Origin of the sequence: Deefgea piscis (genome assembly GCF_019665785.1) — a bacterium.
In the GTDB taxonomy this organism is placed as follows: Bacteria; Pseudomonadota; Gammaproteobacteria; order Burkholderiales; family Chitinibacteraceae; genus Deefgea.
Map to the genome: position 1 here is coordinate 3,148,641 of NZ_CP081149.1, position 21,662 is coordinate 3,170,302.

The following is a 21,662-nucleotide window of genomic DNA, read 5'->3' on the forward strand; positions in this document are numbered from 1 at the left end:
CCAAATACAGTGAAACAAGAAAATAAACTTAAAATTGAAGACATAATAAATGAATTATTATCTGTCGATAGATCAACTCATAGCCCTGAATACTTCAAATTATTAGCGCAATATATTCAAGAGATTAGCGGCTTTGACCATACAATGATCTACCGCTTTGATAGCAATTGGGATGGCGAAGTGATCGCAGAGAATTGCCATAATACTTCAGCTTCATATTTTGGATCGCGCTTTCCTGCGAGCGATATTCCAGCGCAAGCCAGACAGTTGTATACCAAAAACACCATTCGTTATGTCGCGAATGTGGATGCCGATCAAGTTCCGATTTTATCCGTTTCCTTAAATAGCAATAAAACGCCTGATTTAAGCTACGTTCAATTACGTTCATTATCACCAATTCATCTGCAATACTTAAAAAACATGGGCGTTGCTGCCTCTCTTTCTATTTCTTTATTACAAGATCAACGTTTATGGGGTCTAATTACTTGTCACCATAGAACGCCAAAATTATTAAGCTCCCAAGCCTTGCAGCAGTGTGAATTAATTGGAAATTTAGTTTCTGAGCATTTAAGCACTGATCAAGTAGTGGAGCAATTTTCGCTGGATGAACAAATCATTGCTTTATTTGGTAAATTATCGCAATTTTTATGGTTGCCGCAACAAGGTATACCCGACCAGATTTTAGAAGAAATTCAGCACTTAATGACTGCAGATGGGGTGGTTTTATCCTTAAATAACAAGCGCCACCAATTTGGTAAAGTCCCTGCACCGGCTGAGCTCGAAGCATTAATTCAATGGCTGCATACTCAAGAAGGCGATAAAGCTTTTGCCTGCGACGATCTGAGTCTTCGCTTTGAACCCGCCAAGGCCTATAAGCATCTGGTTTCTGGCGTTTTAGCCGGGCCTTTTCCATTACGTAATGGCAGTTATGTGCTGTGGTTTCGCTCTGAATATCCACGTCACATTCATTGGGCTGGCGAGCCGAATAAAATCTTTATTCATGCTGCTGATGGCTCGCACAGACTGATCCCTAGGACATCTTTTTCGGAATGGATTCAGATGTGGCCAGGGCATGCCCTAGCATGGCTTCCGGCCCAAATCATGATTGCGCAGCGTTTTGGTTCGGCTTTACTCAATCAAATTGAATATATATTTAAGCTAGAAAAAAACGAGCATGAATTAAATGAAGTAACTGAAAAATTAGAACAAACGCAAGAAATAATGTCGTCAATTATTCGACATATTCCAGCGATAGTGACCTTAAAAAATGCCGACAATTTAAGCTTTAAACTACTCAATCCTGCGGGTTGTGCGTTTTTTGGCATTCAAGAAGAAGACATCATTGGCAAAAATGATTTTTATTTATTTCCGCAAGAACAAGCAGAACGATTTATTCAAAGTGATCGTGAAATTTTAGAAAAATCATGCATCGTTGAAATTAACACCGAAGACATCCGAACTCGTAATGGCGAAATTAAAACGCTATTTACGCGTAAAATTGCCCTCAAAAATAAAAAAGGTGATGCCACACATCTACTCAGTGTATCGATTGATGTCACCGAAAAACGCGCAGCAGAGCATGAGATTGAAAAACTCGCTTTTTATGATCCACTCACTGGGCTGGCCAATCGTCGTCTTATGCTCGATAGGCTAGGCCAAATCCTATTGGGCAGCGCCAGAACGGGTAAACATGCAGCACTGATCTTAATTGATTTGGATAACTTCAAATCACTGAATGATATCCATGGGCATGATGCAGGAGATTGGCTACTCAAAGAAGTGGCCAATCGGCTAATTAGTGTAGTTAGAAAAGGAGATACGGTTGCTCGACTGGGTGGCGATGAATTTGTACTTATTTTGGATGAACTCAACGCCAATGAAGCACATGCGGCACAAGATTTAGAATCGATTGCCAAGCAAATTTTGGATCAATTCATTCATGAGTTTCATATTAAAATTCCAAACGAAATTGAAATTAAACCGGCAATTCAACATCGTTGCAGTCCAAGCATTGGTATTTCTCTATTTCAAGGTTGCACTTTAAGCGCAGAAGAAATACTCAAGCGCGCAGATACTGCCATGTATCAAGCTAAAAATGGCGGAAAAAACACCTACCGCTTTTTTGATCCTGAAATGCAAAGAGTGGTTTTAAATCGAATCACACTAGAAACTGAATTACGCCTTGCTGTGGTATGGGAGCAATTTGTTCTGCACTTTCAGCCTCAGGTCAATCATTTAGGTCAATACATTGGTGCCGAAGTGTTAATTCGCTGGCAACACCCAAAGCAAGGCTTGATTTTACCCGCTGAGTTTATTCATTTAGCAGAAGAAACTGGATTAATCCTACCGATGGGATTTTGGGTGCTGGAACAAGCATGCCAACTGCTGGCGCGTTGGGCAACAAATCCTTTATTTGCAAACCTCACCCTATCGGTGAATGTCAGTGCCAAGCAATTTGGATTTCCTAGTTTTGAACATGAAATTGAGCAATTACTCGCAACATATCAAGCCAATCCAAATCGACTAAAAATTGAAATCACCGAGAGTTTATTTTTAGATAAACCCGATGTGGTTATAAAGAAAATGAATGCCATACGCAAACAAAAAGTCACTTTTTCAATCGACGACTTTGGAACTGGCTTTTCTTCGCTCTCTTATTTAAAACGCTTACCACTAGAGCAGTTAAAAATTGATCAATCTTTTATCCAAGATATATTAAGTGATCCCAAAGATGCTGCGATTGCCTCAACCATTATTGCCTTAGGCAAAAATCTAGGCTTAACCGTCATTGCCGAAGGAGTAGAAACTCTGGCGCAACAAAAACGATTAGAGAGCATGGGATGCCTGACTTATCAGGGGTTTTTATTTGGTCAACCCATGGAAATCACTGATTTTGAACTGCTGATCAACACGCAAGCCATAGCGAAATACAAGCAGATTGAATGCGATTAAAACAATTTAAAATAAAAACTTATTCACTCGCAGCAAACTGGCATTCCTATTCAACGTGATCTTGGTAAAATCAGTTTTTGCCCACGTCAAAAGATCAATGCCATGAGCCGTTTTTGGAGCCCTATTGTTCACACCCTTACACCGTATACGCCGGGTGAGCAGCCTAAAATCACCAATCTGATCAAACTCAATACCAATGAAAACCCATATGGCCCATCGCCCAAAGCCATCGATGCGATGCAGGCTGCGGTGAATGATTTATTACGGCTATACCCAGATCCCAATGGCGATGTACTTAAAGACGCGGTGGCGCATTTTCATCACGCCGATGGCATTACTCGGGCCAATGTCTTTGTGGGCAATAGCTCGGATGAAGTGCTAGCGCATACCTTTCAAGCGTTGCTAAAGCACGATGCGCCGCTATTATTTCCCGATATTAGCTACAGCTTTTATCCGGTGTATTGTGGCTTGTATGGCATTGAATATCGCAGTGTGCCGCTCAACGAAGCGTTTGAAATCGACACCAACGATTACACCGGCGGTGGCGCGATTATTTTCCCCAATCCCAATGCGCCGACGGGTATTTTGCTGCCGCTAGCGCAAATCGAAGCGCTATTAAAAGCGCATCCCAATCAAGTGCTGGTGGTCGATGAAGCGTATATCGACTTTGGCGGCACTAGCGCGATTGCGCTGGTGAATCGATATAACAATTTGCTGGTGGTGCAAACGCTGTCGAAATCTCGCTCGCTAGCGGGCTTACGCGTTGGCTTTGCCGTTGGCCATGCCGATTTAATTGCAGGGTTGGAGCGGGTTAAAAATAGTTTTAATTCCTATCCGCTCGATCGCGTTGCACTAGCGGGCGCCGTGGCTGCAATCGAAGATACAGGGTATTTTAATCAAACCTGTACTGCGATTAATACTACGAGAGATACCCTCACTCAGCAACTCAGCGAATTGGGATTTAAGGTGTTGCCTTCACACGCCAATTTTGTTTTTGCACGCCATCCAGAGCACGATGCTGCACAGCTCGCGCAAGCACTGCGCGAGCGCGCGATTTTAGTTCGCCACTTCAAACTCCCGCGCATTGAGCAATTTTTGCGGATTTCGATTGGCAGCGATGCCGAAAGCGCAGCATTGATTGCAGCCTTGCAAGCCATTCTAAAAGCTTAATTTGAAGGACCACAGAGTCAGTGCAAGTTTGATGTCAATATTGCACTGACTATAGGGTCTGTTGACGTTTAGTTTGCCAACCGCGTTTGCGCGGATTTTGGCCTGAGGCAAGGCACGAAGCGCGTAGCGTAGTCATTCTACGCCAGCGCTTTGTAACGCAGCATCAGGCTGACTTTATTTTAAAACAGCCGCCGCCAAACCCTGCGGGCTGGGCACTTTTCGCGGCGACTCTGTGTTGTAGCAAGCTCACATAGAATGACTGTGCATCGCTTACTACGCCTTGATTCGCCGCGAAAATCGATCCCGCGCGGCGGGAAACCAAACGTCAACAGACCCTAGTACGTTTGGTATTAAAATATTACTTTTCTTGAAGTGCCTACCTTACACCAATCCTGTATATTAGAAAAATCTAATAAATAATCTAGACAAAGCAACGTCATCCCAAACAAGTCAAATGGGCTACTACCATGAATTCATTTTTTGTTAAGCCTATGTTTGGGAGTTCTAAAGCGTTTCGGGTACTCCTAATCGCAGTATGTAATGTCAGTTTTTTTTTATTACTGGCGCTATTAGTCTGGCAAGTGGCGAGTTATCAATCGCGGCAATCGATTCAATTACTGACTGAACGTGGCTCAGCGATGATCGAGCAGTCTTTACACAATGCCTATACGGTGCTGGATCAAATCGCTTTAAGTCCATCAGCGCCTTGCCAAGATTTATATGCTGATTTACAAAAAATCAGTTCAGCGACGCCCTACTTTCGTGGAATTTATATTGCCGATAGCCAAACCCAGCGCATTTTTTGTTCATCCAGCCATGCGCTTGGCAATATAGACTCCCCCATACAAACGCTGATTAGCAACGGCGCCACACAGGCCAGCGGCATTGCTTGGCATGAAAAAAGTTTAATTTCAGATCGAGAAGCCTTAATTATTTATCGCAAATTGGATAATGGCCGCGTGCTCATCGGGGTGCTCGATTCGCAATATTACAAAGACATCTTGCAACTGGTCATGGGTTTACGGGTTAAAACCATTACGCTTAAAGTGGGTGATTTACAGCTCGTTAATCAGGATAATGATTTTATATTAACGCCACTTACCGCCACCAAAAGCAATAGTACCGCCATTTTAATGGATCAGCTGCCGGTTAAAATAACGGCACAACATAATAGTTTTCAATTAAGAAAATACATTGAAACTAATTTACCCTTGGCTATTTTACTGTCTGTTTTGTTTTTAGCGTGGAGCAGCCGCTGGATTTGGTTACGATTTGGAGAAAACAACCATTTTCGTCAGCAAGTAATCGAATCGATTCAGCAGCAGAAATTTATCGCGTTTTACCAACCTGTGATGGGGCAGCAAAACTCAATTGCCGGCGTAGAAATCCTTGCGCGCTGGCAACATCCTCAGCACGGTTTATTAAATCCGGCTTTATTTATTCAACAAGCCGAAGCCCAAGGCCTACTGACGCCAATGATGCTGAGTATCATTGAGCAAGTAGAAATCGATTTAAGTAAAAAAACCATCCCAGCACAATCTCGGGTTGGGATTAATATAACCGCACAGCAATTAAATGATCAATCTATGCTTAATGCCATTTTTGCATTCAATGCAAAATTAAAATATCTTGATTATCAACTGGTGATTGAATTAACCGAAGAGGGATTAGTGAGCGATCCAGATTTAGCCAATAAAATCATTCAAAAAATGGGACACGCCGGCATTATGGTGGCGATTGATGACTTTGGTATTGGGCATAGCTCACTGGCTTCTTTAAGCCGCTTCCCATTTCATTATTTAAAGATTGATAAAAGCTTTATTGCTCATATTGTCAGTCGAGAAAAAGATCAGATTATCGTCGCGAATATGGTCGATATGGCACGACAACTCAATTTAAATGTCGTTGCCGAAGGCGTAGAAAACAAAGATCAAGCTGATTACTTAGCAATACTGGGGGTTGATTATTTGCAGGGGTTTTATTTCTCTAAACCTTTGCCGATCGCCGAGTTGGCTCAGTTTAAATTTAATACCGTCAACTCAGCGCCATCCCCTTACTTTCACTAAGTGAGCAAGCAATAAAATCGCCGTCAACTCGCGTTGGCGGCATTTTTTTGTCACGCAGTATGCTTGCTTGGCCAAGCCAACGATTGGCATGCTAGAGATTAAAATTCGTTTGCTGCAGGCGCCTTCACCGTCAGAGGTAACCCTGCCACCATCAACACCACTTCATTGGCCTGTACTGCCACCCACTGCATAAAGCTGCCGTGTAAATCAACAAAATGCCGGCCCATTTGCGTTTCGGCGTGTAAGCTCCAGCCGATTTCATTACCCACGGCAATCACAATTTGCGGCGTACACGCGACAAATGCGGCCCAACGGGTTTGCGCCTCAAGCAGCGTTGCATCGCCATCGTAAGCGCAATCGGTAAATAAATTGGTGAGCCACAATGTAATGCAATCGAGCACCATCACCTCGCCGCTAAATCCATGCGCCGCCAGATCAACCTCTTGCTCTAAATTCACCCAGCGCGAATCACGCTGCGCTTGATGGCGTGCAATGCGCTGCGCAAAGTCGTCATCCCAAATGCGCGATGTGGCCAAATACGCCGGCCGCGTACAGAGTGCCAAAGCGCGCTGTTCTGCGTAGCGGCTTTTGCCGCTTTTTTGCCCACCGCTAATTAAAATCAATTGCATAAAAACCGACCTGTAGATGTGTTGGCGGCAAAAAAACCGGCGTCACGGCGGAGAATTAAACCAGTATTCGAACGCGCCATTTTCCAGCTAGTATTTAGTTGCAGGCAATTTAAACCCATGCTCAGCGTAATATACCCCAAGCAAAATCAAGACTGCACCGGTCGCACCAACGGCGGTGATGCGCTCGCCCAAAATCACAATCGCAGTGAGCATGGTGACCATAGGGATTAAATAAATGTAATTACTGGCTTTCACTGCGCCGATGATACCCAGCGCTTTATTCCACGCCACAAAGCACAGCGCCGAAGCAATCACGCCTAAAAACAGCATATTGCCGCCCTGTAATGGATTAAGCCACAAAGCCAAATCTAAGCGGTAACCCATGATCCACGCGGCGGGTAATAAGGTGACGATGCCGTAAAAAAACACTTGTCGCGTTAAAAATAAATAACCATAACGCTGCCCTGCTCGCTTGAGCAATAAGCAATATATCGCCCACGCCGCCCCCGCAGATAAAGCCAAAATATCGCCCAAAGGATTGAGCTTTAAAATCACGCTGCCGTTAAACATCACCAAAGCAACCCCCGCTAAAGCAATCAAAGAGCCAATAATTAATCGCAGACTGAGTTTTTCATCGTGGGTGGTGAAATGCGCAAAAAATGCCGTGAGTAATGGCGCGGATGACACCAATAAACCCACGCTGGAGGCTTGCGTATATTGCAGCGCGATATTTTCAGTTAAAAAATACAGCGTCACGCCAAATAAGCCCAGGCCACAGAAATACAATTCTTCGCGCCATTGCGGTTTTTTAAGCACGGGATGCATTAAAAACAATAAAGCGTAGGCTAAGACAAAGCGATCAAGGGCAATTTCTACCGGGCTACGAAAATCTAATAATATTTTGGTGGAAACAAAGGTCACGCCCCAGACCAAAACACAGAACAACACCATTAAATGGCCTTTTAAAACCGGTTTCATTGTTACCCCTTCGTCGGCCCAGCCAATTTGAATCGCAATTTTACACAGCGCCAACTTATTTGTTGGATAGGTAGCGCCGTACCGCTGCATTGTGTTGTTCTAAGGTCTCTGAAAACGCTGAATAGCCATCGCCTTTGGCGACAAAATAAAATGCCTTGGTGCTGCTTGGCTGCGTCGCGGCAATCAGCGCCGCTTCACCGACCATGGCAATCGGCGTCGGTGGCAATCCGGCGCGGGTATAGGTGTTGTAAGGCGTATCGGTACGCAAATGCGCTTTGGTGATATCGCCTTTAAACGCTTCGCCAACGCCATAAATCACCGTAGGATCAGTCTGTAAACGCATGCCCTTACGTAAACGATTGATAAATACGCCCGAGACCAGCGGTCGATCGGCCGCTTTGCCGGTTTCTTTCTCAACGATGGACGCCAAAATCAGCGCGTCGTAGGCCGATTTAAGTGGCAAATCAGGGTGACGATTGGCCCATGCGGCATCGAGTTTTGTTTGCATTAATTGATGCGCGCGCGCTAATAGCTTGAGGTCTGAGCTGCCTTGATCGATGTGGTAGCTATCGGGGAAAAATAAACCCTCTGGCGAGGTGGCGCTAATGCCTAAGGCCGCCAAAATTTCGCTATCGCTCATGCCCGCCGTATCGTGTTTTAAATTGGGGTGAGCGTTGAGTGCGCGGCGTAGTTCGCGCCAATTCCAGCCCTCAATCATGCTGAACATTTGTAAATCAACCTCACCTTTGGCCAATTTTTTAAGTAACTGCCAAGGCGACATCGGTGATTTTAAAACGTAGCTGCCGGCTTTAATACTGGCGTCTTGCCCTGAAATGCGCGCGAGCAAAATAAATAATGGCGCGGAGTCAATTGCCCCTTGCTGGACCAATTGCGCAGCAACCGAATTGACGCCACCGGGCGCAATCAATACCGAATGCGACGGTGGATTGGGCTGCTCTGATTGGGTCCAGCTATAAAACCATGCACCACCAGCCACCAATGCCGCAAAAAAGCCAAAAATCAGTAAGCCAAACAAGCGCCCCCAAAACGATACGGGTTTATTCACTGCTTTCTTGTGATAAAGATTGGGCTTCTTTTTGTAGGGTGTCGGTGCGGCCACTGCGTTTTACCTTTGGATTAGTTAGCTTGATTTTCGGCGGCGCTCGCTTCGCCATTGACGTCGTTAGTGCGCGCTTTTTGTTTTTGCACGGCATAAAATTTTTGCACATTGGCCAAGTCGCGCGAGCGATACATCGGCGGCAGGCTTTTCCAAATCATTTTGCCGTATTGTTTTTCAACTAGACGCGAATCGGCAATCATTAAAATGCCAATGTCGCTCTCATCACGAATTAATCGCCCAGCGCCTTGCTTGAGCGTAATGGTGGCATTGGGTAGCTGATAATCCATAAACGGGCTGCGCCCGGCTTTGGTCAGCTGCTCCATTCTGGCTGAAAGCACCGGATCATCGGGCGGCGAAAACGGTAATTTATCAATCACCACCAAGGACAATTGCTCGCCACGCACGTCAATGCCTTCCCAAAAGGTTTGGCTGGCGACCAAAATCGCATTCGGCTCTTTACGAAATTGATCGAGCAATTCAGTTCTCGAGCCCGTGCCTTGCAAAAATACTGGCCAATCTAATCCTGCCTCTTTGAGTTTTTCCAGCAAGATTTCATGCGCTTCCCGCATGGCACGTAATGAGGTAAACAGCAAAAAAGCATGGCCTTGGGTGGTTTGCAATAAAGGCCAAGCTTTCTCCACCACCGCACGGGTATATTCGGCAGTATTAGGCTGAGGCATGTCTTGCGGCACATACAGCACGGCCTGCTGTTTGTAATCAAACGGGCTATCCCATGTGGCGGTCTCGGCCGACCATAAGCCTAATTCATGCTGAAAATGAGTAAAGTGATGATTCACCGCCAATGTCGCCGAGGCAAAAATCCAAGCGCGCGGATTAAGATTGACTTGTTTTTGGAATAAATCAGCGATATTGAGCGGCGTAATATGCAGCAAAAAACCATGCTGCGTAACGTCTAGCCAATGCACGGTTTCGGCTGAATCTGATTTTTGCCATTTTTCGAGCAAGGCCAACATTTCAGCCGCGCGTTTATAGCACTTTTCTAACCCTTCACCGCGCTCGGCTTGCTTGGCGAGTAATTCGGTTAAATGCTGAATATGCCCAGTCATTTCAACCAGCTGGCTAAAAAAGCTCGGGAATTTTTCTTTAAGTTCATGCTGCGGTAAACGCACCGTGTCTTTAAAAATTAAGCGCACATCTTTGACCGATTTTTCCAGCGCTTCGGCGGCATTGGGCAGCATGACAAAATCTTTGGCCACCACTAAGGCTTCGGCGCGCGCGTCGCGTGCTAACTCAATGATTTGCCCATTGGTCAGCGTATCGCCAAAAAACAGACTCGCCACTTCGGGGAGCTGATGTGCTTCGTCAAAAATCACCGTATTACACGCCGGCAGTAATTCGCCCGCACCTTCGTCTTTTAGCCACACATCGGCAAAAAACAAATGATGGTTCACCACCACAATATCGGCTTCTTGGGCGTCTTTACGTGCTTTAAGCACAAAGCATTCTTTGTGATTGGGGCAATCTTGCCCCAGGCAATTATCGCGCGTGCTGGTCACTTGCGCCCAAATCGGCGCGTCTTCTGCCACCCCGGGGCAAGCGGCTTTATCGCCAGAGCCGGAGGTATTGGCGTAGCGTTTTACTTTTTGTAAATCGGCAATGTCTTCACGGCGCATAAAGCGCCCTTCATGCTCGGCGCGCGCCAAATGGTAATGACACACATAATTAGAGCGCCCTTTCAAGAGCGCAATAATCGCCGGTACTTTGAGCACATCACGCACGCTAGGCACATCGCGATTAAACAACTGATCTTGCAAGGTTTTGGTGCCGGTTGAAACAATCACTTTGCCGCCCGACAACAGTGCCGGCACTAAATAGGCAAAGGTTTTGCCGGTGCCGGTGCCAGCCTCGGCAATCAATTGCCCACGCGCTTCAATGGTGCGCTCAACCGCTTGCGCCATTTCTAGCTGCGGTTGACGCAATTTATAGCCGGGAAAAGCAGCACCAAACGGGCCGTTATCGGCAAAAACTTCTTCAAGAGTCATGGAAAGCTCAAAACATCGGATGATCGATTGTACCGTAGCTAGCGCCTAGGGTCTGTTGACGTTTGGTTTGCCAACCGCGTTTGCGCGGATTTTGGCCTGAGCCAAGGCCAAATGCATGACTTAAATTAGCGCAGCAAAAAAAAAGCCCCGCACGCGGCGGGGCCAATCAATACAGGGAGAGATGAAAAACACAATACACATCGCATTAGCGCAGATCTATTCAACCTAGACCAACACAATATATCGCATTGCTCACTACCCTCATTCAGAGTGCCGCTACTGGCAAAAGTTCAGTGTTGGTTTTAATTTTTTTCTGCTTGAAAAAACACCACTTCGCCAGATTGACCGGTGCTATTGCCGCCCAATAAATAAGCAATCGCAGGGAATAAATCGTTGGCAAGCGGTAGATTCTCAGTAGATTCAGCAGGATGCGTTGCCAAACGGAATGGCGATTGAATCGGGCCGGGCACCAGTAAATTAATCCGAACATTGGGGATGTTTTCCCATTCGGCTGCGGCAATCTCAACCCAATTTTTTTGCCCAGCTTTCGTTACGCTAAAACCACCCCAATACGCATTGGGCTCAAAGGCATGGGTTTCACCCAAAACCAATACGGCGGCATCGGGTGATTGCTGCAATAGCGGAAACAACGCCCGCGTCATCGCAAAAGGCGCAGCCACATTGACGCGGAACATATCCACCCATTCGTCCAACTTTTGATTAGCCAGCGGCGACAAATGATTAAAACCATTGGCGCAATGCAAAATACCATCTAAACGACCAAATTCTTTTTGGATCAGCACGCCCAATTGATTGAGCTCAGCTTCGCCCATTTTGGCCAAATCAAGCGGTACGGCCGCTGGCTGCGGCCCGCCAGCCGCTTCGATGGCATCGTAAGTGCGACTGAGTTTTTTTTCGTTACGGCCCAATAAAATAATCGTCGCGCCAAGTTTGGCCAACTCAATAGCGGCCATTGCGCCCAAACCCTGACCCGCACCAGTGACCAGAATCACTCGATCTTTAAATGCATCTGCTGCAAAGCTTGCTGATTTCCAATCTGCCATTTTTTTATTCCTAATCATCAGCCAAACGGCTTGAAGTGTAATTACCTAAAGTGCTACTTAATTCGCCTGCGGCGCACTGCAAAAATAGACTGAGAGCTCGGCTCATCGCTGCAATTAATCGACCAAAAAGGGGACGAGTCCCAGCGACAAACTCATCAAGGATTCATCATGGATTGTTCGCGCTGGATTGGCGCTCGCTTTGCCAGTGCGACACTAGCGACGCAAATACTGCAGGCATTGCTGTGCCGCTTTAACGCCACTACGCACCGCGCCTTCTAGCGTCGCGGGGTATTCACCGCGACCTTGGCCAGCTAAATCTGAGGTAAAGTCCCCGGCCAAAAATAAACCCGCGACATCAGTGTTATTGTCAGGCCGAAGCAAGTCAGGCGTACAGGCAAACGTAGCGCGTTTTTCACTAATGACTTGTTGGCGCAACACTAAATCGGGCAAGCCTAAGCGTTGATGCAATTCAGCTTGCACTGCGGTGGCTAATTCATCATGGCTCAAACCACTATGCTGGCCTTCGCTAGAAATCACCACCGCAATCAAACCATGCTGGCCATGACTCACGCCGCGATCAAACACCCATTGCGAATACGCATCGGCCAAACCGAGCATCGGCGTAGCCAGCTTAATCTCGGCGGCATATTGCAAATACACCGTCACAATCGGCTGATATTGCCAAGCGGCCAACTGCGCGCTTAAGGCATTGAGCGCCGGGATCGCAGGCAAAATATTTGCCGCTTGATGCGGTGGCGTGGCACAAATCACCGCGTCAAATCGCTCAGCATCATCCAGTAAAAAACCTTGGGTATCTACCGACAGACTTTTTACTCTATGGCCTAGCTTTAAATACCCACTATACTGCTCAATATACTGCGCTGCAGGCTCAGGAAATAACTGACTAAAATCGCAACGCGGCAACAGTAAATCAGAAGCGGCCCGTGCGCCGCCCAAACTATCGCGCAATACATTGAGCAGCACTTGGGCGCTCGCCAATTCCAGCGGTGTATTGAGCGCCGCCAAGGTCAATGGTGACCAAAACTTAGCAATTAAATTGGCCGGTTGCCGCTCGTTACTTAACCACTGCGCCACACTGATGTCTTGCGCTAAGCGCCACCGCCGCCATTTACTCAGCTGAATGGTACGAATTAAGGCCCAACGCTCAGCCCACGATAAGCCTTTGGCCAAAAATAAACCCACCGCCAAATGCAAGGGCGCTGGCAACCTTGGGCAAGCCAGTACAAAATCAGGATCAACTTGCAAACGCATCGGCAAGCGCAAAAAAACTTGCGATAAATCCACGCCGCATTGCGTCATTAAACGCAATAATTCGCTATAGCCGCCAATCAATAAATGCTGGCCATTATCCACGGCGCTCGCCCCAGATTGATGACTACGCGCCACGCGGCGCGCACGGCCACCGAGCACTTTGCCAGCCTCAAACACTGTGACCGACACGCCAGCCGCCGCCAACTCAACCGCCGCTGCCATGCCAGCATAACCCCCCCCAATAATGGCGACGGTTTTCATGGGTAAAGGTGCTGCCAAATATCAGCCCGAACAGCATTCATTTCAGTGAAAATTTGATGATTCCAATACCGCAAAACTTTAAATCCTTGTTCATTCAAATCATGATCTCGAATCGCATCTTTTGCATGCGACGCCATATGCTGCCCACCATCAAGCTCAATAATCAAGTGAGCTCTAGGGTCTGTTGAAGCTTGGTTTCCCGCCGCGCTGGAGTGCTTTTCGCGGCGAATCAAGGCGTAGTAAGCGATGTATAGTCAATCTATGTGAGCTTGCTACAACGCAGAGTCGCCGCGAAAAGCGCCCAGCCCGCAGGGTTTGGCGGATTTTGGCGTGATGCTGCGTTACAAAGCGCTGACTTAGAATGACTAAGTTGCGCGCTTCGTGCCTTGCCTCAGGCCAAAATCCGCACAAACGCGGCTGGCAAACCAAACATCAACAGACCCGAAGCAAACAAAATCCACAATATAAATACCAATCGGTTGCTGGCGGCGAAACTTAAAGCCCATCTGCTCAGCACGCAAATACTGCCACAATAATTTTTCAGCATCAGTCGCCTCATGCCGAAGTGCTCTTGCAAATTGAACTTGCCAGCGAGCCAAATGGTGTTTACTCAACGATTTCACCCCCACCCTAACCCTCCCCCATCAAGGGGGAGGGAATCAATGCAGCGTCAATAGATCGACAACCGTTTTCTCTCGTCTTTGCATTGCTTTGCCATAAACCATTGGAGTTACGACATAACTATGGCCAATGCTACTGCACAAGCGCCTTCCCCCTTGATGGGGGAAGGTTGGGATGGGGGTGAAATCTTTAAGCAAACCACCATGTTTTCCATGCCAGCCAGAGCTTGCGAATGGGGGTGAGTTTGATGCGTTGATTGAGTACTTTTTGCGCGCCATCGGCGCGAATTTCGGCCAAGGTGGCGCGGTAAATCGCCGCCATCACCAAGCCGGTACGCTGACTTTTTTTATCGCATGCAGGTAATAAAGCGATGGCTTGATCGTAATATTGCTCGGCACGATCAATTTGGAAATTCATTAAGGCTTTAAATTCAGCCGTTTCCCGGTAATTCATAATGTCGGCGGCGGGCACATTAAAGCGTTGCAATTCATCCACCGGTAAATAAATTCGGCCGCGTCGAGCGTCTTCACCCACGTCGCGAATGATATTGGTGAGCTGAAAAGCAATGCCTAAATCATGCGCGTATTTTAAGGTTTTACGATCAGTAAAACCAAAAATCATCGCCGCCAATTGCCCCACCACGCTGGCAACGCGGTAGCAATACAGATGCAAATCTTTAAAGCTGTTATAACGCGCCTGATTTAAATCCATTTCCATGCCGTCGATAATTTCGAGCAGCAATTCACGCGGTAAATCATAGGCTTGGGCCGCTGGCCACAAAGACTGAGTCACCGGGTGCTGCGGCGAGCCGGCGTACATTTGGTCGACTTCGTTGCGCCACCAGGCCAAGGTCGTCCGTGCGACGCCTTCATCACTGATTTCGTCGACCACGTCGTCCACTTCACGACAAAATGCGTACAAAGCTGTAATGGCGATGCGTTTTTCTGGGCTTAAAAAACGAAAGCTGTAATAAAAACTCGAGCCGCTTTTGGCGGCTTTATCTTCACAATATTGATCTGGTGTCACAAGAAAATCCAATTCAAAAATAACTAAGTCACTGAGCAACAGTTTTCACGCAAGGCGCAACGCTGCAGACAGTACATACGCACGACAAGGTGAAGCAACGATGCACGGAAACTTTTGCCTGCCTACTTCTTCTGCTGGTGCCAGCGATTGATGCGCTGGCCGCACAGTTTATTTGCTTTCAGGCAAAACCTGCCGCACTTCTCGCGTGACGCCCGAAGGGCCCGGAAAAGGTAAAAATAAGCTGCGTATCAACCAAGGTACCGCCGGATCGAGTACATCATTGAGGCTACGATTTCTAGCTCGTCCTTCATACAACTTGGCAAAATCGCCAGCTGCCAAGGCCTTACGATCCAAAATATCGACAAACACTTCGCGAGTAAATAGCGTTTCATTAATGGTTTGCGAGCCAATAATCCCCGTTTCTGGGTAGTAACGTGGGATAAAAGCAATGCCGCCGCCGGTGTTGATGCGCTGATAACTCACGGAGTAACCGATCGTGCCCCAAATCGGCTGCTGATAAGACGCATTTTTGCCATCATCAATTTGATAATCGAGCTGCACTAACCAATCGGCCAGCTTAGGGTCGGTTTGTTGTACCAAGCCTTGCCGACGTAATTCAGTCGCCAATAGGTTTTCAAAGTCATAGCGCGCTAAGCTTTGGTCATCGGCTTTGGGTCGATCAATGGCAAACACTTTACCGGCCATGGATGCGGGTAAATCATGGCGAACAGAGACTTGGGAAACAAAAGTATTGGCACAACCGGCCAGTAACATCAGGCCAACCACAGCACTCCATCCGCGTAATTTCATGCTTTGATACTCCCCGCAATTTGTGGTGTATTCACCACCACATCACCACACTGCGCCCGGTGGCGTAAGGCATGATCAATCAGCACCAAGGCCAGCATCGCCTCGGCAATTGGCGTAGCACGAATGCCAACACAAGGGTCATGTCGGCCAGTGGTGGCCATCATCACTGGATTGCCGTCTTTATCAATCGAGCGACGCTCTTGTGCAATACTCGAGGTAGGTTTAACCGCCAAGTTAACAGTAATCGCCTGCCCTGTTGATATACCCCCCAAGATACCGCCAGCATGATTGCTAGCAAAACCTTGTGGCGTCAACTCATCACAATGCTCTGAACCGCGCTGGGCAATGCTGGCAAAACCCGCGCCAATTTCAACGCCTTTAACAGCATTGATATTCATCATCGCAAAAGCGATATCGGCATCAAGACGATCATAGACCGGCTCACCCCAACCCACAGGGACGTTTTCGGCGACCACTGAAATTTGTGCGCCGACCGAATCGCGCTCTTTGCGAATCGCATCCATATAGTCTTCAAGTTCAGCAACAATGGCATTATTGGGCGCAAAAAAAGCATTTTCAGCCACCTGATCCCAGCTCACAAACGGGATATCGATTTCACCGAGCTTACTCATATAGCCACGAATTTCAACACCGTAACGCTCTTTGAGCCATTTTTTGGCAATCGCGCCCGCCGCAACGCGTACCGCAGTTTCGCGTGCTGAAGAGCGGCCACCACCACGTGGATCGCGAATGCCATATTTATGCCAATACGTGTAATCGGCGTGGCCCGGGCGGAAAGTCTCAACAATTTTGCCGTAATCTTGGCTGCGTTGATCTTGGTTACGAATCAATAAAGCAATCGGCGTACCGGTGGTTTTGCCCTCATACACCCCGGATAAAATCTCCACCGAATCGGGCTCTTTGCGCTGCGTGACGTGGCGGCTAGTGCCAGGTTTACGGCGATCAAGCTCCAACTGAATATCTGCCTCAGACAGCGCCATTCCCGGTGGGCAACCATCGACAATGCAGCCAATCCCTGCGCCGTGGCTCTCACCAAACGACGTTACGGTAAACAATAAACCAATAGAATTGCCTGACATTGCCCGCCCCTAACTCAAAATGAATTTATGACTGCAATTTTACCACGCGCTTGCCGGATTGCCGCCGACTCTGTATGCGGAAGTTTTATTCAGGCTAAAAAAAACCGCCCAAACACTGTTTGAGCGGCTCAAGTTCAAGCGGTAAAACTTTAAATCCAATTAGAAATCAGTACGTACGCCCACTGAGAACAAATCAGCGCTTTGGCCATTGTTTAATACATAACCTGATTCAGTCGTGAAATTAGCGTTTTTATCGTTATTCACTTTAGTATATGTTGCATATACTCTGCTGCGTTTGGATAAATTATATGATGCGGCAACCGAAACTTGATCGGCACCAGAATCATTTAATGTTTCTACATCACCAGCTTGTACATACGACAACAAGAAATTCATTTTTTCATATTTGTATGAACCGGCAATGGCATAACTATCTTGAGTGCGTGATTGCTTGCCATCATCACGATCAACTTGTTCCCAAGTTAAACCTAGACCGAAGTCCATGTATTTAACATTACCACCAACCATAAAGCCGCTAATGCTTGAACCATTTGCAGTGCCGACTGGGGTAATTTTTGAAGAGGTATAGCTAGAAGTTTGGTCTTTGCCCATTGAATATGAAGCACCGACGTTAAACATATCATTTTTCCAATAGCCACCGATTTGATATGTTGACGCATCGTAAGTTGCTGTTTTTTCGCCAATAGTATACGACGCATTAGCATTAAAACCGCTAAAATTAGGTGTTTCGTAATAAATAACCGAGCCTGAACGAGCACCTAAACGGCGCAATAATTGGCCATCACCCATATAACCCGATGTATCGTTCATTTCGCCATCAATGGTTGGTGAAATGTTTTTGTATAGGTTTTTGTAGGCATTATCCATTTTACCAAAACGGGCAAAACCGTAATCACCTTTATAACCGATATAGGTATCACGCGAGCCCCATACTGAACCCGCCTCTTTATTGTATGGATCGCCAACACGGAAACGACTTTCTAAAACCCAAACCAAATCGCCACCGATATCTAGTTTATCAACACCAGAAACACGGATACGTGAACTTTGATCGGCTAATTGGGTTTTATTATCGCCGTCATTTTTAGAACCGGCTTTAACACCTACTTGATCAGGGCTAAGATATTCCATCGCAGTACGAACACTACCGCTAATGGTGACTTCAGCAGAAGCTAATGGTGCTAACAATGCAGCAGCAATAGAAAGGGCAATGATTTTGCTCATATCGATTTAACTCTTTTAAAAGGGATATTAAAATAAGTAAAAAATTGTTTTAACTCGGCAATATAATCTAGCGATGAGTTTAATTTTTTATATCTAAATATTAGCAGCTTCAAGTTACCAATATATGACAAACCGATAAAAGTACCCCTAAATTAGCCCCTCGTGTTGCACACTTTCCACTTCGAGAAAACCCTAGGTTTAAACCCATTCATTTTTATTCAATATCACGGCATTCATTTCAAATTTTAGTTTCTACATTCAGCTGAACTACTTATTGCTGTAGCGTTGCCGACAAAAAAATACGATTAATTGCAGCTTTTATTGGCATTGCTTTCACGAGCAAATCCACTCTTACACTTTTTTGCAACTCATACCATTAATACGGCACAACAATTTAATTCAATTTAATAAAAAAAGGCAGCCTAAGCTGCCTTTCTTTTATCTATCGATGATTAAATCAATCGATTAGAAGCCGGTCCAAGTACCAACCAGAACACGCAAGGTGTCATCAGTTTTGTAGCCAGAAGAGCCGTCAACTTTAAACAATTGAGTGTCTGTGCCGTACATGTGGTAACGAGCTTGCAAGAATGCACCAGTATTTTTGCTCAAGCTGTAATCCCATTGAGCAGAAATTTGTTTAACACTGTTGTCCATATCTTTGCCGTTGAATTTACCATCCAACACTTCTTGCCAACCCAAGCTGAAGGCGTTTTTACCCATAGAGTAAGTACCGCCAACCAAGTATTGATTTACTTCTAATTTTTGACCTACGTCTTTCCAAGTATTGTTTTTATACAATGCTTTCAAAGAGAAGTCACCAATTGAACCACGAGCACCAACAAAGTACACGTCGCTTGAAGCGCCATCACCAACAGCGCGGAATTTAGTTACATCGCCTGAACCGCCAGCACCGACTGGGAATTGACCGAACACAGCGTCATTCTGACGTTGCCATCCAGCATTTACAGCTACTGGACCAAATGCGCCATTAACACCAATGTCATAGCCGTTAGTCAAAGTGCTGCCAGCAGTTGCCGTACCGGCAGTGTCTGCACCAATTTTGTACTGAGCAGTGAAGTTAAAGCCACCGAAATCTGGAGAGAAGTAAGTGATTGCATCTTTCCATTTGTCGTTTACAGCACCAAAGTCAGCGCTCAAGTTACCTTGTGCTTTAGAACCGTAAGGCCAGTCAAGAGTCAAGTAAGCGTTAGTAAATTGAGTACCGAAACGCAATTCACCCCAAGAGCCAGCGTAACCGATCCAAGCTTCACGACCGCCCCAACCGTCATAACGCCAGTCAGTTGCCACTTTTTGAGCTAGGCGCCATTTCAAAGTGTCGCCATTGTCTAATTTATCTTTGCCGTCAACGTTAACCACGATGGCGATTTCTTCAGCCAAAGTTGTACCTTGAGCAGCAGCTTGGTTAGTACGTACGAACAGGTCCATCTCAGCAGAACCGTTGATAGACACTTCAGCAAAAGCTGGGGCAGAAACGGCAGCAGCAACAGCTACAGCCATAAGAACGCGCTTGAACATTTATTATTCTCCAAAAGATACGAGAGTTAAGTTAAAACCACCGTAACAGCAGGCTACAACCTGAACAATTGTTGCCACTGCTTTACAGACTCGAGAATACTCACTGTTCATAGGCAAAGCAAAAACATGCCGATGCACTAACACAAACTGTATCTCGGATACAACAAAAAACGGCGCATTGCTGCGCCGTTTTTTTGTTTAAAACACTTATAAATCAGTGGTTTGGCTGATTAGAAACCAGTCCAAGTACCTACTAAGATACGTGTTGCATTGTCTTTACCGTTGTTAGCTGCACCATCAAGCTGCCATGAACCGTGCATTACGCTAGTCTTAGCTGCGTTGTCAAACATGTGGTGACGAACTTGTACAAAAGCAGTCGAGTTTTTAGACAAGCTGTAGTTGTACTGAGCATTTACTACGTTGATACCGTCATCAGCGGTAGCACCATCAGTTTTGCTGTCTTCAATACGTTGGAAGCCCAAGTTCATGTTGTGCTTGCCAGTAGTGTAACCAGCGCGAACCAAGTATTGGTCAACAGTTGTTTTGCCGTTACCAGCATGGATGGCGTTGTTCACATAGCCAGACCATTCATTGCGTTTAGCACCAGCTGCTAAATCAAAGCCGCTTTCAAACTTGTAGATTGCGCCCACATTGTAAGCACGAGCTTTGTTTTCACCAGTAGTTAGGTACTCGCCAGAGCTACCCCATTTGCTGCCACCGAATACAAACGCTTCAGAAGACATAGTCTTGCTGTTTTTCGATTCAGAGAAACCTGCGTCCATACGGAAGCCGCCGTTGGCGTAGTTTGCAGTGATTTCGTAAGCGTTAGCATCAGAAGTGCCAGAACCTAAGTCATACTGAGCTTGGAATGCAAAACCGCCAAAGCTTGGTGAGAAGTAGCTGATTGCACGAGCGTATTGAACGTTTTGCGCGCCGAAGTCAGCCCACAAGTTACCCACGCCTTGCGCGCCATATGGCCAGTCTAATTGCAAGTATTGGTTAGAGAATTGGTTACCGAAGCGTGCTTCACCCCAAGTACCTTGGTAGCCGATCCAAGCTTCACGTTGACCGAAAGAGTCATAACGGTAGTCAGTGGCTACTTTTTGCGCGAGACGCCATTTCAATACGTCACCGCTGTCTAATTTGTCTTTACCATCTACGTTAACGATGATGGCGATTTCTTGACCGAAAGCGCCGTCAGTAGAAGAACCATTGCCATTGGCTTGGTTAGTACGGTAGAAGAAGTCCATTTCAGCTGAACCCGAAATAGAAACTTCTGCCATTGCTGGCATTGCGAAGGCAGTTGATACCAAAGCACCAATCAATACACGCTTGAACATATTTAAAACTCCTGTTGAACAGATAATAACCACCCCAAAATGCAAGGTATGCTCGGCATTATCCAGACGCCTTCCATCGTAATCTGTGCAATAAGGCAGTTTTGAACAGTGTAAAACTTCACAACACGGCGACGCAAAATACTGCTGTCATAATATTTGTATCAACTTAATTCTAAAATGTGATTTGTTTACGACAGTACCCCAGTCAAAACAGCAAGTGCTTGACTTAGCAAGCAAATTAGCCTCAAAGCCAACACAAACTCAACAAGCAAGGAGCAGAAATTTAGACATTAAAGAGAATAAATACACAGCAAATAAAAAAAACCGCATTAAAAAACTGCTAAACAGTGGCAAAAACTCAATTGCAAGTAATAAATCGCAGCAAAATACAGCACCAGCGCTGGCATCCGCCAATCAATAGACTCGGCTTCACACCAGCGTATGCCCATAAAAAAAAGCCAGTCAGCAT

At 46.3% G+C, this 21,662-nt stretch carries 17 protein-coding genes and 1 pseudogene; 4 read left to right on the forward strand and 14 right to left on the reverse strand.

Features of this window, described 5'->3' with window-relative positions; genetic code table 11:
* Window positions 1–9 precede the first annotated feature (9 nt).
* The 3 genes from K4H25_RS14655 (at window position 10) to K4H25_RS14665 (ending at window position 6,188) form a co-directional block, all read left to right on the forward strand.
* Window positions 10–2,952 (forward strand): bifunctional diguanylate cyclase/phosphodiesterase, encoded by a 2,943-nt coding sequence (locus tag K4H25_RS14655; protein ID WP_221021156.1) that lies wholly within the window; start codon window positions 10–12, stop codon window positions 2,950–2,952.
* 102 nt (window positions 2,953–3,054) lie between these two features.
* Complete coding sequence (gene hisC, locus K4H25_RS14660) at window positions 3,055–4,122, forward strand: histidinol-phosphate transaminase (RefSeq protein WP_221021157.1); 1,068 nt, start codon at window positions 3,055–3,057, stop codon at window positions 4,120–4,122.
* Between the two features lie 467 nt (window positions 4,123–4,589).
* Window positions 4,590–6,188 (forward strand): EAL domain-containing protein, encoded by a 1,599-nt coding sequence (locus tag K4H25_RS14665; RefSeq protein ID WP_221021158.1) that lies wholly within the window; start codon window positions 4,590–4,592, stop codon window positions 6,186–6,188.
* A 98-nt stretch (window positions 6,189–6,286) separates the two neighbouring features.
* On the opposite strand, the gene K4H25_RS14670 is transcribed toward K4H25_RS14665, so the two are convergent.
* From K4H25_RS14670 to K4H25_RS14735, 14 genes and pseudogenes are all read right to left on the reverse strand, one after another.
* Complete coding sequence (locus K4H25_RS14670; protein WP_221021159.1) at window positions 6,287–6,817, reverse strand: bifunctional adenosylcobinamide kinase/adenosylcobinamide-phosphate guanylyltransferase; 531 nt, start codon at window positions 6,815–6,817, stop codon at window positions 6,287–6,289.
* A gap of 87 nt (window positions 6,818–6,904) precedes the next feature.
* Window positions 6,905–7,795, reverse strand: coding sequence for a DMT family transporter (locus tag K4H25_RS14675; RefSeq protein WP_221021160.1), 891 nt, complete (start codon window positions 7,793–7,795; stop codon window positions 6,905–6,907).
* Window positions 7,796–7,850: 55 nt separating this feature from the next.
* Window positions 7,851–8,861 (reverse strand): endolytic transglycosylase MltG, encoded by a 1,011-nt coding sequence (mltG, locus tag K4H25_RS14680; RefSeq protein WP_255587729.1) that lies wholly within the window; start codon window positions 8,859–8,861, stop codon window positions 7,851–7,853.
* A gap of 71 nt (window positions 8,862–8,932) precedes the next feature.
* Window positions 8,933–10,918 carry a DNA repair helicase YoaA gene (gene yoaA / locus K4H25_RS14685; RefSeq protein ID WP_221021161.1) on the reverse strand — a complete coding sequence of 662 codons (1,986 nt, stop codon included), beginning with the start codon at window positions 10,916–10,918 and terminating at the stop codon, window positions 8,933–8,935.
* A 302-nt stretch (window positions 10,919–11,220) separates the two neighbouring features.
* Window positions 11,221–11,982 carry an SDR family NAD(P)-dependent oxidoreductase gene (locus tag K4H25_RS14690; protein ID WP_221021162.1) on the reverse strand — a complete coding sequence of 254 codons (762 nt, stop codon included), beginning with the start codon at window positions 11,980–11,982 and terminating at the stop codon, window positions 11,221–11,223.
* Window positions 11,983–12,195: 213 nt separating this feature from the next.
* Complete coding sequence (gene hpnE / locus K4H25_RS14695; protein ID WP_221021163.1) at window positions 12,196–13,515, reverse strand: hydroxysqualene dehydroxylase HpnE; 1,320 nt, start codon at window positions 13,513–13,515, stop codon at window positions 12,196–12,198.
* Window positions 13,512–13,748, reverse strand: coding sequence for a DUF559 domain-containing protein (locus K4H25_RS17155; protein ID WP_374706349.1), 237 nt, complete (start codon window positions 13,746–13,748; stop codon window positions 13,512–13,514). The genes hpnE and K4H25_RS17155 overlap by 4 nt, the downstream gene beginning before the upstream one ends.
* Before the next feature lie 213 nt (window positions 13,749–13,961).
* A pseudogene (locus K4H25_RS17160) lies at window positions 13,962–14,114 on the reverse strand (endonuclease domain-containing protein); the annotation flags it as partial.
* 211 nt (window positions 14,115–14,325) lie between these two features.
* Window positions 14,326–15,162 (reverse strand): presqualene diphosphate synthase HpnD, encoded by an 837-nt coding sequence (gene hpnD / locus K4H25_RS14710; protein WP_221021165.1) that lies wholly within the window; start codon window positions 15,160–15,162, stop codon window positions 14,326–14,328.
* Window positions 15,163–15,330: 168 nt separating this feature from the next.
* Complete coding sequence (locus K4H25_RS14715) at window positions 15,331–15,972, reverse strand: DUF4136 domain-containing protein (RefSeq protein WP_221021166.1); 642 nt, start codon at window positions 15,970–15,972, stop codon at window positions 15,331–15,333.
* Window positions 15,969–17,072, reverse strand: coding sequence for a chorismate synthase (gene aroC / locus K4H25_RS14720; protein ID WP_221021167.1), 1,104 nt, complete (start codon window positions 17,070–17,072; stop codon window positions 15,969–15,971). Before aroC ends, K4H25_RS14715 begins: the two co-directional genes overlap by 4 nt.
* Window positions 17,073–17,231: 159 nt before the next feature.
* Window positions 17,232–18,317: a porin gene (locus tag K4H25_RS14725; protein WP_221021168.1), complete on the reverse strand. Its 1,086-nt coding sequence runs from the start codon at window positions 18,315–18,317 to the stop codon at window positions 17,232–17,234.
* A 465-nt stretch (window positions 18,318–18,782) separates the two neighbouring features.
* Entirely contained in the window at window positions 18,783–19,853 is a 1,071-nt protein-coding gene (locus tag K4H25_RS14730; protein ID WP_221021169.1) for a porin, read from the reverse strand.
* A gap of 230 nt (window positions 19,854–20,083) precedes the next feature.
* The gene (locus K4H25_RS14735; RefSeq protein WP_221021170.1) at window positions 20,084–21,193 is read right to left on the reverse strand and encodes a porin; all 1,110 of its coding nucleotides are present in this window, start codon (window positions 21,191–21,193) and stop codon (window positions 20,084–20,086) included.
* Between the two features lie 184 nt (window positions 21,194–21,377).
* Between K4H25_RS14735 and K4H25_RS14740 the strand changes: the two genes are divergently transcribed.
* A complete protein-coding gene (locus K4H25_RS14740; RefSeq protein ID WP_221021171.1) occupies window positions 21,378–21,614 on the forward strand; it encodes a hypothetical protein in 237 nt (78 codons plus the stop codon).
* The last annotated feature ends 48 nt before the right edge of the window (window positions 21,615–21,662 follow it).

Bases quoted from the DNA above. Each gene is read 5' to 3' on its own strand.
- hisC (WP_221021157.1), top strand. From the start codon at position 3,055: ATGAGCCGTTTTTGGAGCCCTATTGTTCACACCCTTACACCGTATACG.
- K4H25_RS14665 (WP_221021158.1), top strand. From the start codon at position 4,590: ATGAATTCATTTTTTGTTAAGCCTATGTTTGGGAGTTCTAAAGCGTTT.
- K4H25_RS14670 (WP_221021159.1), bottom strand. From the start codon at position 6,817: ATGCAATTGATTTTAATTAGCGGTGGGCAAAAAAGCGGCAAAAGCCGC.
- K4H25_RS14675 (WP_221021160.1), bottom strand. From the start codon at position 7,795: ATGAAACCGGTTTTAAAAGGCCATTTAATGGTGTTGTTCTGTGTTTTG.
- yoaA (WP_221021161.1), bottom strand. From the start codon at position 10,918: ATGACTCTTGAAGAAGTTTTTGCCGATAACGGCCCGTTTGGTGCTGCT.
- K4H25_RS14690 (WP_221021162.1), bottom strand. From the start codon at position 11,982: ATGGCAGATTGGAAATCAGCAAGCTTTGCAGCAGATGCATTTAAAGAT.
- hpnE (WP_221021163.1), bottom strand. From the start codon at position 13,515: ATGAAAACCGTCGCCATTATTGGGGGGGGTTATGCTGGCATGGCAGCG.
- K4H25_RS14715 (WP_221021166.1), bottom strand. From the start codon at position 15,972: ATGAAATTACGCGGATGGAGTGCTGTGGTTGGCCTGATGTTACTGGCC.
- aroC (WP_221021167.1), bottom strand. From the start codon at position 17,072: ATGTCAGGCAATTCTATTGGTTTATTGTTTACCGTAACGTCGTTTGGT.
- K4H25_RS14725 (WP_221021168.1), bottom strand. From the start codon at position 18,317: ATGAGCAAAATCATTGCCCTTTCTATTGCTGCTGCATTGTTAGCACCA.
- K4H25_RS14730 (WP_221021169.1), bottom strand. From the start codon at position 19,853: ATGTTCAAGCGCGTTCTTATGGCTGTAGCTGTTGCTGCTGCCGTTTCT.
- K4H25_RS14735 (WP_221021170.1), bottom strand. From the start codon at position 21,193: ATGTTCAAGCGTGTATTGATTGGTGCTTTGGTATCAACTGCCTTCGCA.